Origin of the sequence: Runella aurantiaca (assembly GCF_003339505.1) — a bacterium.
GTDB classification, from domain to species: Bacteria; Bacteroidota; Bacteroidia; order Cytophagales; family Spirosomataceae; genus Runella; species Runella aurantiaca.
The window spans coordinates 23,756-38,018 of the sequence record NZ_QPIW01000018.1; the positions used below are offsets into that span (position 1 = coordinate 23,756).

The 14,263-nt window shown below is 45.1% G+C and carries 7 protein-coding genes; 3 read left to right on the forward strand and 4 right to left on the reverse strand.

Annotated elements, in window-relative coordinates; translation table 11 throughout:
- Nucleotides 1-48 precede the first annotated feature (48 nt).
- On the forward strand, nucleotides 49-3,846 hold the full coding sequence (locus DVG78_RS30400; RefSeq protein ID WP_229598277.1) for an isoleucine--tRNA ligase: 3,798 nt from the start codon (nucleotides 49-51) through the stop codon (nucleotides 3,844-3,846).
- A 72-nt stretch (nucleotides 3,847-3,918) separates the two neighbouring features.
- Here the strand turns inward: DVG78_RS30400 and DVG78_RS19535 are convergent, their stop codons facing one another.
- From DVG78_RS19535 to DVG78_RS19545, 3 genes are all read right to left on the reverse strand, one after another.
- The gene (locus tag DVG78_RS19535) at nucleotides 3,919-4,704 is read right to left on the reverse strand and encodes a LytR/AlgR family response regulator transcription factor (RefSeq protein WP_114462732.1); all 786 of its coding nucleotides are present in this window, start codon (nucleotides 4,702-4,704) and stop codon (nucleotides 3,919-3,921) included.
- A gap of 51 nt (nucleotides 4,705-4,755) precedes the next feature.
- A complete protein-coding gene (locus DVG78_RS19540; RefSeq protein WP_114462733.1) occupies nucleotides 4,756-6,786 on the reverse strand; it encodes a tetratricopeptide repeat-containing sensor histidine kinase in 2,031 nt (676 codons plus the stop codon).
- 243 nt (nucleotides 6,787-7,029) lie between these two features.
- Nucleotides 7,030-9,180 carry a S9 family peptidase gene (locus tag DVG78_RS19545; RefSeq protein WP_114462734.1) on the reverse strand — a complete coding sequence of 717 codons (2,151 nt, stop codon included), beginning with the start codon at nucleotides 9,178-9,180 and terminating at the stop codon, nucleotides 7,030-7,032.
- 83 nt (nucleotides 9,181-9,263) lie between these two features.
- Here DVG78_RS19545 and DVG78_RS19550 point away from each other — a divergent pair, with 83 nt between their 5' ends.
- A complete protein-coding gene (locus tag DVG78_RS19550) occupies nucleotides 9,264-12,128 on the forward strand; it encodes a metallophosphoesterase (RefSeq protein WP_114462735.1) in 2,865 nt (954 codons plus the stop codon).
- On the opposite strand, the gene DVG78_RS19555 is transcribed toward DVG78_RS19550, so the two are convergent.
- On the reverse strand, nucleotides 12,118-12,621 hold the full coding sequence (locus DVG78_RS19555; protein WP_229598278.1) for a (deoxy)nucleoside triphosphate pyrophosphohydrolase: 504 nt from the start codon (nucleotides 12,619-12,621) through the stop codon (nucleotides 12,118-12,120). The two genes, DVG78_RS19550 and DVG78_RS19555, sit on opposite strands and share 11 nt — an antisense overlap.
- 131 nt (nucleotides 12,622-12,752) lie before the next feature.
- Here DVG78_RS19555 and DVG78_RS19560 point away from each other — a divergent pair, with 131 nt between their 5' ends.
- Nucleotides 12,753-14,261, forward strand: a complete 1,509-nt coding sequence (locus DVG78_RS19560; protein WP_114462737.1) for a DUF4301 family protein — start codon at nucleotides 12,753-12,755, stop codon at nucleotides 14,259-14,261.
- The last annotated feature ends 2 nt before the right edge of the window (nucleotides 14,262-14,263 follow it).

A 14,263-nucleotide genomic window follows, 5' to 3' on the forward strand; every position in this document is an offset into this window, starting at 1 on the left:
ACGTTTAACAAATGACGATTAACGGCATTTTTATAATCAAAAATGCCGATGAACTATAAAGAGTATAAGGGATTGGACTACGCACAGCTGGGCAAGGACATCCTTGAGTTTTGGAAAGAAAATCGAATCTTCGAAAAGTCTGTAGAAGTACGTGAAGGCGCGCCTTCGTTTACGTTTTATGAAGGGCCTCCGTCGGCCAACGGTACTCCAGGTATTCACCACGTAATGGCGCGTACCATTAAGGATATGTTTTGCCGGTACAAAACCCTGCGCGGCTATCAGGTAAAGCGCAAAGGGGGCTGGGATACGCATGGTTTGCCCATTGAGTTGCAGGTAGAAAAAGAGTTGGGCATCAAGAAAGACGACATCGGCATTAAAATCAGCATTGAGGATTACAATAAAAAATGCCGTGAGGCCGTCATGCGCTTTACTGACCGCTGGCTGACGATGACCGAGAAGATGGGGTATTGGGTGGACATGGAAGACCCGTATGTTACCTACAAAAATGACTACATCGAGAGCCTCTGGTGGTTGTTGAAACAGCTTTACGAAAAAGGATTGCTTTATAAAGGCTACACGATTCAGCCGTATTCGCCCGCGGCTGGAACGGGACTCAGCTCGCACGAGTTGAATATGCCGGGTACCTATAAAGACGTAAAAGACACGACCATTGTAGCGCAGTTTAAGATAAAATTGACGGGTAAATCAGGCTATTTGTTTGATGCCGCCGACAGCGACAATATCTACATTCTGGCGTGGACGACTACCCCGTGGACCCTTCCCGCCAACTCGGCGCTGACCGTTGGGAAAGACATTGATTATGTGTTGATTACAACTTTTAATCAATATACCCACCTTCCCATCAACGTTATTTTAGCGAAAGATTTGGTGGGAAAATATTTTTCTGAAAAAGGAAAAGACGCCAAGTTGGGAGCCTATAAAGAAGGCGACAAGGTGATTCCGTGGTCGATTGTGATGGAGTTTAAAGGCCAGCATTTGGAAGGGATTCAGTACGAGCAATTGCTCCCGTACGTGCAACCGCTGGAAGATGCCGATAAAGCTTTTCGCGTTATTTTAGGCGATTTTGTGACCACCGAAGACGGAACGGGCGTGGTGCATACCGCACCAACCTTCGGAGCAGATGACTTTAGAGTGGCCAAAGCCAATGGTGTGCCGGGTATTATGGTGCGCGACGAAAATGGCAAAGAAGTGCCGATTGTGGACAAACAGGGGCGTTTTGTGTCCGAAATTGGTGAGTTTGGTGGACGATTTGTAAAAGAGCAATATTACTCGGCCGAAGAGCAGGAAGACCCTGACTTTAAGCCGACTGACGTGTTGATTGCGATAAAATTAAAAGAAGAAAACCGGGCATTTAAAGTCGAGAAATACGAGCACCCTTACCCACACTGCTGGCGTACGGATAAGCCCGTGTTGTACTATCCGATGGATAGCTGGTTTATCAGAACAACGGCGCTGAAAGACCGTTTGGTGGCGTTGAACAATACCATCAACTGGAATCCAGAGAGTACAGGAACGGGACGTTTTGGCAATTGGCTCGAAAATTTGGTAGACTGGAACCTCAGCCGTAGTCGCTATTGGGGTACTCCTTTGCCGATTTGGCGCCCAAGTATTGTAAATTTTACAAATAAGTCTGAAAATGAACTTAACAAAGTTGTAGGGTCTTTAAAAGATTTGGAAACAGGCTTTTTTTATCTTTCGAAAGAAAATGCTCAAAGACTAAGAGAAGAAACAGATCAAATAATAATAAACTATTTGGTTTCTTTGAATTATGATAATCCAGAAACAGTTTTGCCGACTCTGAATTTTGAAGATTTTGATTTAAATAATCCTGCTAACATAGATTGGAACTTTACCAAAGGTCTACTTAAGTGGAAGGAGAATGATTACAGAATCGATAATATATTTAGGGATTTATGTTATTATTCTTTTGACGATTCGACAATTGAGCATATTAAGAAGTATCTAATTCCAGCATCTGAATTTATCAATATGCCTGAATTTGACTTACATCGTCCTTTTGTTGATAATTTAATTTTTATCCAATCTGATTTTCAAGAATACCATCAAAGTTTATTGTCTGTTGCTGAAGAACAGAATATGGCAGTTTTAATGCCTCCTATTAATGATAATGGCACTAGAAAGAAGTACTTAGTATACACCCGCGAAACCGACCTCATTGATGTATGGTTTGATTCGGGGGCGATGCCCTACGCGCAGTTCCACTTTCCGTTTGAGAACTTGGACAAATACCCCCAAAGTATGGGTGGTACGGCGGCCAATGAGTCGCTTACTTCGTATCCTGCCGATTTTATCAGCGAAGGCGTTGACCAAACGCGTGGCTGGTTCTTTACGCTACACGCCATCGCGGGGCTTTTGTTTGATTCGGTTGCTTTCAAAAACGTCGTTTCTACGGGCTTGGTATTGGATAAAAACGGCAACAAAATGTCGAAACGCCTCGGCAACGGCATTGACCCGTTTGAGACCATTGATAAATACGGTCCCGACGCGCCGCGCTGGTACATGATTACCAACGCCGAGCCGTGGGACAACCTCAAGTTCAACATCGACGGAGTGGTAGAAGTGCAGCGTAAATTTTTCGGTACGTTGTTCAACACCTACAACTTCTTTGCGCTTTATGCCAACTTAGACGGGTATAAAATTGAGCAGTTTAACCGCGTTCCGAAAGAGCAATTGTCGGAGCTTGACCGCTGGATTATTTCAAAAGTGTTTAGCTTGGTGAAAGACGTAACCGAGCAGTTTGATAATTATAACCCCACAAAAGCAGGTCGCCTGATTCAGGATTTTGTGTGCGATGATTTGTCAAACTGGTACGTGCGTTTGTGCCGTCGTCGGTTCTGGCAGGGCGAAATGACGGCCGACAAGCGAGCCGCCTATGAAACACTGCAACACTGTTTGGCGGCCGTGGCGCAGTTGATGTCGCCAATTGCACCGTTTTTTGGCGAGTGGCTGTATCGGAATCTCACTGACCACGTTCGCGAAGAATCCATTGAGAAAAACACACCATTCAAGCACGAATCGGTGCATTTCACGGATTGGCATACTTACGATGAATATTGGGTAGACAAGGATTTGGAGGCGTCGATGCAGTTGGCGCAGGATATTTGCTCGTTGGTGCATTCGTTGCGCAAAGGCAATAAAATCAAGGTGCGTCAGCCGTTGTCGAAAGTATTGATTCCGGTATTGAGTGAAAAAATACGGGAACAAATTGAGCACGTTGCACCCATAATTATGTCGGAAGTAAACGTGAAAGCCGTTGAGTTTGTGAGTGATGATACCGGGATTTTGAAGAAAAAAATCAAACCTAACTTCAAAGCATTAGGGCCTAAATACGGTCCCAAAATGAAGGAAGTTGCGGGCATCATCAACGGACTAAATGCCGCTGATATTTCGGTGATTGAAAAAGAAGGCGTACTTGTGTCAGGAGAATATTCACTGCTCCGCGACGACGTCGAAATCATTGCCGAAGACGTACCGGGCTGGCTGGTAGCAAGTCAGGGAAGTCTGACGGTGGCACTTGATGTGACCATTACGGAAGAGTTGCGCCGCGAAGGTCTGGCCCGCGACGTGGTGAATCGTATTCAAAATCTACGCAAAGACAGTGGTTTTGAAGTGACCGATAAAATCAAAATTACAGTGCAAGACAACAGCCCTGAATTGGCGGAAGCCGTGACGTCCAACAAAGACTATATTTGTCAGGAAGTTCAGGCGGTTTCGTTGGATTTAGTTGCTGATTTGAATGGTTCCGCAACCGAGATAGAAATCGACGAATTTTTGTTGAAGGTAAAAATTGAAGTGGCCAATTAAGCGGCCCAAAATACAAAAATCAGGGGATGATTTGACGGCCTTAACGGGCGGTTAAATCATCCCTTTTTTTATTTATCGAAATAGAAAATACTTCATAAAGTCCTCCTTATGGCTCCGCCCAATGGGAATTTGAAATTTGCCAATGTTGAGGTCGTGCTCATCGAAAGAATCAATTTTGTCAATATTGACGGCGTACGAACGGTGCACTCTGATAAATTTGGTGGTGGAAAGTCGTTCTAAAACCGTGTTTAGGGTTAGGCGCAAGGCAATTTTTCGGGACTCGGTATGAATAGTCGTGTAGTTTTTGTCAGCTTCAAAAAATAGAATGTCGTTCAACTGTATTTTCTGAAACTTATAATTCTCTTTGATAAAAACGTAGTCGTTGATTTGTAAAATGGTTTCGCGGTCGGGGAGTTTGGGGGCTGAATTTAAAGGTTTTATTGGCTCTTCTTTTTCTTTAGTAAACGGCTGATTTTGAGCACGAAGTGCAAAGTTGTTGATGGCTAAATCAATGGCAATTTTAAGGCTTTCGTTATTAAAAGGCTTCGTAATATAGGCCGAAGGATAGGTTTTCATGGCGGCTTCTATGGTGGAGCGGTCGGCTTGGGCGGTCAGGTAAATGACGGGAGCTTCCCGAAACGCAATCATTTCCTGAACGGCTTCAATGCCCGTCATGTTGCCGATAAGTTTAATATCGCACAAAATAAAATCTACTTGTTGGGATTTATAGACTTCAATTGCCTTGGGGCCGTTATTTACTACATTCACGATTTCGTATCCTTCGGCTTCAAGGCGGGCCTCCAAATCAAGCCCAACAACGGCTTCATCTTCTACAATCAGGATTTTGATGGAATGCATAGTGGGTTAAATAGTCAGAAGTGAGTAGGTAACGCGATAAATATTTTTTGATTAAGCCGCCGTTTTTAGGCGTGTACTCGGAATATGAAGATGATACCAAGTGCCGTTGTCGTTCTGAACCTGTGCTTCGCCACCTAGCTGTTCCGACAGCGATTTTATCAGTTTTTTGCCGAAAGAACCTTTGCGACTTTCCCATGTGGTAAGGTCGATGCCAGGGCCGTTGTCGCGCACATCCAACAGAATTCCGTTGTCATTCTTTAAAGATACGGTCAACGACGGATGGTGGGTTGATTGGTAGGCATATTTGAATGAATTTGTTACTAATTCATTGACAATGAGTCCAATGGGCATCGCTAGTTCTACGTCCAGTTCGCGCTCCTGAATGTCTAGCGTAAGGTCAAAATCCTCAGGGGTATGGCCGTACGTTTTCATGATGCTTTCGACAAGGTTGCTTAGGTACTCCCGCATGTCTATCGTAGTGAGGTGTTCTTTTTGGTAGAGCCTCTGATGGATAAGCGACATGGCCTCGATGCGTTGCTGCCCTTCACGAATCGCCTGCACGGCTTTTTTGTCTTCGAGGTTGTAGGTTTGTAGATTCAGCAAGCTGGACACGATTTGCAGATTATTTTTGACCCGGTGGTGGAGTTCTTTCATCATCAATTCCAGTTTATTGGACTGCTCGCTGATGGTTTGGTTTTGGGTAGTTAGCTGATTGCGTTGAGTGGCAAGCGTAATATTTTGTTTTTGTACTTTTTGGTAAAGAAAAATCATCCCACCCAACAGCAGTGCCAATACCCCCATTCCAGCCGCGAGCCATTGCATTTGGCGTGTTTTACTCTGATTTTCTGAGTTTAACTGCTGAATTTTCGTTTCCTTTTGTTCAGTCGCGTATTTTGTGCTGATTTCAGCAATCGACCGGGTTTTTTCAACTTCCGATTGCGCTTTGATGAAGGCCAGCTGTTTTTCTTTTTGGGCGTTGAGTGTGGCCAAATATTCGGTTTGCTCTATTTGGAACCGTTGCTGCGTCTCGGCTATTTTTCGCTGGTTGAGGGCATTAATCATGGCCGCTTCACGCGCTTGCTTGGTTTGAAATTCGGCTTCAATTTTGGCAATGGCCTTCTTTTTTTCGTTGTCTCGCACACTGTCATTCAGCGCTACGGCACTTCGATAGTAGGAAAGTGCCTGTCCGAAATCTTTTTTCTGCTCGTAGGCGCGAGAAAGAAACTGGTGAAAGTCCTTTTGATGCTCTTTTTGTTCGGACTGATTTTTAGAAAGCGCGATGCCATAGTTTGCCACTTTGATGGCTTCATCGGGGTTATTAATGGTAAGGTACACCTCGCAAAGACCTTTCTGAACGTACATTTCCAAATAATTGTCTTTTGCTTTTTTGGCATACTGTGCTATCTCACTAAAACGGGCAGCTGCCTCATCGGTGCGTTTTAGATGTGCCAGTTTAAGGGCGTAATTATACATGCCTGAAAAATAGGCTTCGTCGTCGTTTTCATGTTTGTAAATTTCCAAGGCTCGTTCATTGAAGACTAGGGCTTTCTCGTGGTTTTTTCGTTTTCCTTCTACTGCTGCAAAGCTTTCGAGAACATAGGCTAAGAAATTCTTGGGGAGTTTAGCCGCATGAGCTAAGTAGTACTGATGCGCTTTTTGGTAATATTTTTCGGCCTGATTAAACTCATGTTCGTTGAAATAGGCATACCCGACTTTATGAATACTCAAAAAAGCGCCTCGGTAGAACGCATGACGGTCAAAAAGCTCGTGCGCTTTTAAATAATGCTCTACTGCCTTGGGCGTATCGTGTTGGTGCAGATAGAAAAGCCCATAGTGAGAAATAATATCCGCTTCGCAAAATTTGGAACGTACGGTTTTGTTCATTTTAACCGCCGCCTGGAGATAAGCATTTGCTTTGTCGAAATGACCACTGAAAATAAAGTTTTGGGATAGGTTAGCTAACGAACGGATTTTTAGAGAATCATAAGGTGCGCGTAAAAGACTGTCGGGAACAGCGACGTTTTGTGCCCATAACGTTCTAACAAACAGACTTATACAAGCCCAAATCAGCAGACGATTCATAGTGGGATAAAATGCGGGGCGGTGGAAAATTTATAATGCCCCGACAAAGGAAAGACATCTTTGCCGGGGAGACTTATTCAAATCGTTGAGTAGAGATAATCTACTCCACAAATTCGGAAATTATGCATTTTTTGTCAATGCTTTTGGGGATGAATGTTGGTAATTTATGGGTGAAATACATGATTTTGGTATACATGTGAGGTGGAAATAAGTGCTTATCTCCGTCATTTATGTACAAAGATGTCAGTTTGAGATTCCTATTTGAGATAAAATAAAAGCAAAATTAAATGCCTCTTCTTTCAAATAGTCAAACCGCCCTGTGGCGCCGCCGTGGCCCGAATCCATATTGATTTTCAACAACAAAATATTGTTGTCGGTTTTGAGGTCGCGCAGTTTGGCAACCCACTTGGTAGGTTCATGGAAGCCTACTTGAGAATCATTCAGACCGCCAGTGGCCAAAATAGCGGGATAATTGGCTTTTTTAAGGTTGTCGTAGGGAGAGTACGTCATGATATAGTCGTAGTCTTTTTTGACATTGGGGTTTCCCCATTGTTCATATTCTTGCGTTGTGAGTGGCAAACTGCTATCGAGCATGGTGTTTATGACATCAACAAAGGGAACTTCAGCCACCACTACTCTAAATAAATCAGGACGTAAATTGGTGACGGCTCCCATCAAAAGCCCCCCTGCACTGCCGCCGTTGATGGCGAGTTTTGAGGAAGAGGTATATTTTTCCTTGATTAGATGCTCGGCGCAGGCAATAAAATCAGTGAACGTGTTCATCTTCTTCTGCAACTTTCCGTCTTCGTACCATTGTTCTCCCAAATCCGAGCCGCCGCGTATGTGGGCAATGGCGTACACAAAACCCCGATTTACCAGACTAAACACATTGGCGTTGAAATTGGCGTCGGTTGAATACCCATACGAGCCGTACGAGTACAACAGGCAAGGATTGCTCCCGTTTAATTCCATCCCTTTTTTGTAGACAATCGACAACGGTACTTTTACCCCGTCTTTGGCGACGGCCCACAGGCGTTTTACCTCGTAGTCGTCGGCATTAAAACCACTCGGAACTTCCCGTTCTTTGAGTTTTGTGGCTTGGTTGGTCACCATGTCGTAGTCATAAATGGTGGTCGGGCGGTTGAGAGATGTGTATGAGTAACGGAATTTAGTGGAAGTAAACTCGGGCGTGCCGTTGGAGTAGGCGGTGTAGACGGGTTCGGGGAAATTGACCGTTTTGGTAGTTCCGCTGGCGATTTCACGCACATTCATTTCCAGTAATCCGTTGACCCGCTTAGTGACGACCATGTATTTTTCAAAGACTTCGATTCCTTCAATCTTTGCTTTTGGGTCGTGAGCAATGATTTCTTCCCATTTGGAGCGGTCTTCATAACCCTGTTTTGGGGCTTCATACACCTTTTGGTTTTTGTTTTGGGGGTCTTTCCAAGTGACGAAATAACGATCAGGATAATCATCAATTCCGTACTGAATGTCTTTCTGACGGGGCAAAAATGACTTAAATGCATCATTGGGGCGGTCGGCGGGGAGCAGATAGGCCTCTGAACTTGTAAAACTCATGGCGTAAATAGCAATCATTTTTTTCGTTTTGGAACGACCCACGTAGGCGTTAAACAATTCGTCTTTTTCTTCATAAACCAAGGCGTCGCTTGGGTTGCCCAATACGTGTTTATAAATGCGGTGCGAGCGTAATGCCGCATTGGGAACATTGTAAAAAACAGTCTTATTATCGGCCGCCCAAGTGATACCGCCAGCCATGCGGGCTATTTTGTCAGGCAATTCTTTCCCCGTGCGGAGGTCTTTAAATTTCAGTTCATACTCAGCATACGAGCCGGTGGTATTGCTGACGTACGCCATTATGTTGTTGTCATCGCTTATTTCAAAACCGCCAAAAATGAAAGCGGGTTTGCCTTCCGCCATTTTGTTTTGGTCTAAAATAACCTCTTCGGGCGCGTCTAAACTTCCTTTTTTACGGCAATTGATGCTGTATTGTTTCCCTTTTTCTTGGCGAGAGTAATAATAGTAGCCGTTGTCGAGGGATGGAACAGATTGGTCTTCTTCTTTGATACGCCCTTTCATTTCCTCAAAAAGCGTTTTTTGTAGGCCTTTTGTGCTGGCCATTACGGTGTCGGCATAGGCATTTTCAGCTTTTAGATAAGCGATGGTTTCGGGGTTGGATTTGTCTTTAATCCAAAAATAATCGTCGGCGCGTTGGTAGCCGTGATTGGTAAATATTTGCGGTTTCTTAGGGGCTTTGGGAGGCGCTGGAAAATCAGCTTGGGTAAACACTTTTGTTTGTTCGGGGGAGGTCTTGCAAGCTGAAATACAGAAGAATAACAGCACGTAAAGGCCAAGGGCCATTTTGATTGTTTTCATGAAAAAAAAGGGTTGAGAATTGGGAGACCAAATTAGTGAAAAAATGTGCATTTTTGTCTACTCTTTCATGCCAATCCTACTTTATGATGTATTCGTTGTGTAAAACATTCCTTATCGCAGTTCTTGTGACCGTGGGGGCAACAGAAATTTGGGGTCAAAAAATCGTTCGCGGGCCTTATCTCCAACTTGGGGCTCCCACGAGTATTGTAATACGGTGGCGAACAGATGTTCCTGCCAACAGTAAAATTACCTTTGGACTTGCTGCCGATCAGCTAAACCGCACCGCTGTTGACGAAGCCGTTACTACTGAGCATGAAGTAAAATTAGCTGATTTACAGCCTAATACGGTTTATTTCTATTCGGTGGGTACAACTAGTAGCGTGGAGGGAAGTGGCAATGATTATTATTTCAAAACTGCCGCTCCCGCTGGTAGCAAACAAAAAATACGTATTTGGACCATGGGGGATATGGGTAGTGGCACCCCCAATCAGCTGAGTGTGCGTGATTCGTACATGAACTTTATCAAAAAAAATAACCGAGCCACGGATTTGGTGCTTCTCTTGGGTGATAACGCCTATGGCACAGGAACTGAAGAGGAATTCCAGAATAATTTCTTCAATATCTATCAAAATCACTTTCTCAAAAACAACGTATTGTGGGCTATTCCGGGCAACCATGAGTACTATTCGGGCGACCAAACCAAGCGGGAAATCGCGTTCTTCAACATTTTTTCCTTTGCTCAAAATGGAGAGGCTGGAGGCGTGCCGTCTGGGACCAAAATGTATTATTCATTCGATTACGCCAATGTTCACTTTGTTGGGTTAGACTCTTATGGCATAGAAGAAGGAAAGTACAGGCTCTACGATACGCTTGGCCCGCAGGTGGAATGGTTGAAAAAAGATTTAGCCGCCAACAAACAGCCGTGGACGATTGTGATGTTTCACCACCCTCCGTATACAAAAAATTCGCACGACTCAGATGCTGAAAATGAACTTGTCCAAATTCACAAAAACCTGACGCCTATTTTGGAGCGGTACAAGGTTGATTTAGTCTTGAGTGGGCATAGTCATTTATACGAGCGCTCAAAATTGATGCGGGGGCATACCGAGCATTCGAGCACATTTGATGCCCAAAGGCACGTCATCAATACGTCGTCGGGTAGATATGATGGGTCGCCTAATTCTTGCGCCTATATCAAAAACCCCTCTACTGAAGGGGTTATCTACGCGGTAGTGGGTTCTTCGGGCCAAAACAACGGATTCAACGGCGTTCCTCACCCTGCCTTGCCTTTTAAAAATGCGACGGTTGGCGGGTCAGCTTACATTGATGTAGAAGATAACCGTTTGGAATTTAATTGGTTAGGTTCAGACCAAATTGTTCATGACCAATTTACTATCTATAAGAATGTGAATAAAACTACCGAGCTGAAAGCCCGACACGGTGAAGTGGTAAAACTGACACCATCGTGGAAAGGGAGCTATTTCTGGCCAGATGGCAGTCGCAAACCAACGAAAGAGCTGGTGCTTCTGGGTGATACGACCATCTTGGTGCGTGATAGCCTTGGGTGTTTGGAAGACCGTTTCAAAATTGAGGTATCTCCCCGCCCTAAAATTACGACCGAAACCCTTAAAACTGTTTGTAGCGGGGACCCATTGATGGTGCCATTTTCGGTTACCAATACCGACGCTGCGAAATGGACCTATACTGTGCAGTTGTCGAATGCAATGGGTGGTTTTGAGCAGCCCATGGTCTTGGGTAGTGGCAGTGGAACATCGGTTATGGTCAACATACCCGCAAATATTTCGGCAGGAGAAGGCTATAAAATAAGGGTCGTTGCCAACTCAAAGGGGTTTGATTATACACCTTCGGCGGCGTTTAGTGTGCGCCAAAAAGCAACCGCCACGCTGAAGGGAGATGCAACCATTGACGCTGGCAAAACCGCGAATCTCACCCTGACATTTACAGGTTCTGCCCCGTGGACTTATCGTCTTTCTGACAACACGGGCGGTACAACCTCCGCTAATCCGTTGTCGCTGACAGTTAATCCGTTGAAAACCACGCTCTATTCTTTTACTGCTCTTACAAATGCCTGCGGCGACGGTTCTGCTACTGGCAACGTCCGGGTAGTGGTAGTGCCGCGTATCGAAACAACTTTACCAGCTACAGCGACTGTATGCAACGGAGCGGCGTTGGATGTGCCTTTTGCGCAAGTGGGGCAATTTGAAACAGCGGTGAATTACGTTGCTCAATTGTCAAACAAAGATGGCGATTTCTCTACACCAACGCTTATCGGTTCGGGCAGCCAAAGTCCCGTCAAAGTCACCATCCCACTTTCAGCTACCCTCGGGACAGGCTATCGGATTCGCATCGTTGCTGAGAATAATACCGCCACCAACGTTGCGCCTTCGGGGGCATTTGCCATACGCCAGCGGGCTTCGGCCACCATCAGCGGCGATACCGCCATTAAATTTGAAGAACGGGCTTCTTTAAACTTGCGCTTTGAAGGCACGCCGCCGTGGACCTATGTGCTTTCCGATAATTCAACGAATACCATCGATATTTCACCATTTACCGTTGCGGTTTCCCCGACCGTTCCCACGGTTTATACCTTAAAATCAGTCACGAATGTATGCGGCGCAGGTGTGGTAAGTGGAAGTGCTTTAGTGAAGGTGATTATTACAGGTACCGTGCAGGAAGAAGAAAATAAGATAAAAATATTCCCCAATCCCGCCCAGACAAAAGTGAAAGTAGAGGTGAATACTCCGCAAAGCCAATCACTGATATGGGAGTTGGTAAATGTAGATGGCAGAATGGTGAAAGAGGGGAGTGTAAGAAAAAGTCAGCGGAGCAGTTTTGAGATAGACGTAGCAGAATTACCGTCAGGAACCTACGTGTTGCGAATTGCACTGGGCGAACAAACGATTGTCAGAAAACTGATTAAACTCTAACCTTTGATTTATTCCAGCAAAGCGCTCGTTGTTCTTTGTATTTGAGATACGTATCAATCACTTCCAAATCGGCATCAGCCCAGTCTACTTTTGAAAGTTGGTCGATGCGGACCCATTTGTATTGCGCATGTTCGGTAAGAATGATGGGCGAGCTAGTCATGCGACAGATATAAGGCACCAAACAAATAATACGATTGCGGCTTGGATCTTCTTTGTAGGCAGGAGCGAGGCGGGGGCCGATTTCAATTTCGATGCTCAATTCTTCCATGATTTCGCGGTGAAGGGCTTCGGTTTCGGATTCACCTTCATCCACTTTTCCGCCGGGAAATTCCCACTTGAGCGGTAACGACATGGTACTACTGCGTTGAGCGGCAAACAATTGCCCATCTTTTTCGAAAATGGCGCAGGGAACCATCACGATGTTTCTCGAATGTTCAGATGGGGTAGACATATAATGGGTGATTTTTTGCACAAAGGTACGACGGAAAATCATTTGTGAAGGGTTTTTTTATCAAGCGGTCGTGAACTTGAGAAATATTTTTTACTTTCAGCCCAAGTTACAAGTGGTTTTTGACCTGTATTCCCTTTATTGTGTAAGATTTTATTCAACCCTTTTATAAAATTATGTTTACGGAAAAAGATTATCAGCAAATTGCCAAACAAGGCATTCCAATCGAAACTATTCAACAACAAATCAGTCATTTTGTCAACGGTTTTCCGTATCTCAAGGTGCTCAAAGCCGCAACCGTAGGGGATGGAATTGTACGGGTCGAAGAAAACGAATTGGAGGCATTGGTCAAGGCTTTTGACGCTCAGGCTGACCAAGTGTCTTTGTTGAAATTTGTCCCCGCTTCGGGCGCCGCTACGCGTATGTTTAAGGCGCTGTTTGCGTTCAAGGATGAAGGCAAAAGCGATAAATCCATCGTTGAGTTTAGCGAACGCTTGCGCGATTTTGCCTTTTTTGAAGACCTCCAAACCATCATGACCACCGAGGGTGGAGCCATTGAAGCCGATATGGCCGCGGGAGAATTTCGGAAGATTGCGGATTATCTCCTCACGGGTAAGGGGCTGGATTACGGAAACTTACCCAAAGGACTCCTGAAGTTTCATGCCTATCCCGACGGGGCCCGTACGCCCGTAGAAGAGCATTTGATTGAAGGTACAAACTATGCAAATTCGGGAGGTAAAGTACGCATCCATTTTACCGTTTCGCCCGAACACCGGAGCCGTTTTGAAGCCTTGATTGATGCCGTAAAACCGCTTTATGAAGATAAGTTTGGGGTGGTTTACGATATTAGTTTCTCAGAACAAAAACCGTCGACAGATACTATTTCGGTCAACTTAGACAATACGCCTTTCCGCAATGCCGATGGCAGCTTGTTGTTCCGTCCCGCTGGGCATGGGGCGTTGTTGGCCAACCTCGACGAGCAAGACGGTGACGTGGTCTTTATCAAAAATATTGACAACGTGGTTCCTGATAGTCTGAAAGAAACCACCTTTACGTACAAGAAAGTGCTGGGGGCGTTATTGCTGAACTACCGTCAACAAGGTTTTGATTTTCAGAAGCGAATCGAAAACGGAGAAACCAGCGATGCCCTGCTGGAAGAGTTGACCCACTATTTTGAAAAAACCTTGTTTACATTACCTCCCGCAGGATTTGAAGCGTCTTCTTCGGCGGAGAAATTAGCCTATTTCCAACAAAAACTGGATCGTCCATTCCGTCTTTGCGGCATGGTACAAAACGTGGGAGAACCTGGCGGCGGGCCGTTTTGGGCGAGCAACCCCGACGGAACAACGTCGCTCCAAGTGGTTGAGTCAGCGCAGATTGACATGACAGATGCGGCCCAAAAAGCCCTGTTTGATACGGCTACTCACTTCAATCCCGTCGATTTGGTGTGCTCCTTGAGAGGCTACAAAGGCAAGAAATTTGAATTGATGAAATATGTAGACATCAATACGGGATTCATCACCCAAAAATCAAAAGACGGTAAAGACCTCAAAGCGCAGGAGTTGCCGGGATTGTGGAACGGCTCCATGTCTGATTGGAACACGGTATTTGTAGAAGTACCTTTGATTACGTTCAATCCCGTAAAAACCGTCAATGACTTGCTCCGCAAAGAGCACCAGTCATAGGG

Bases quoted from the DNA above. Each gene is read 5' to 3' on its own strand.
- DVG78_RS30400 (WP_229598277.1), top strand. From the start codon at position 49: ATGAACTATAAAGAGTATAAGGGATTGGACTACGCACAGCTGGGCAAG.
- DVG78_RS19535 (WP_114462732.1), bottom strand. From the start codon at position 4,704: ATGCATTCCATCAAAATCCTGATTGTAGAAGATGAAGCCGTTGTTGGG.
- DVG78_RS19540 (WP_114462733.1), bottom strand. From the start codon at position 6,786: ATGAATCGTCTGCTGATTTGGGCTTGTATAAGTCTGTTTGTTAGAACG.
- DVG78_RS19545 (WP_114462734.1), bottom strand. From the start codon at position 9,180: ATGAAAACAATCAAAATGGCCCTTGGCCTTTACGTGCTGTTATTCTTC.
- DVG78_RS19550 (WP_114462735.1), top strand. From the start codon at position 9,264: ATGATGTATTCGTTGTGTAAAACATTCCTTATCGCAGTTCTTGTGACC.
- DVG78_RS19555 (WP_229598278.1), bottom strand. From the start codon at position 12,621: ATGATTTTCCGTCGTACCTTTGTGCAAAAAATCACCCATTATATGTCT.
- DVG78_RS19560 (WP_114462737.1), top strand. From the start codon at position 12,753: ATGTTTACGGAAAAAGATTATCAGCAAATTGCCAAACAAGGCATTCCA.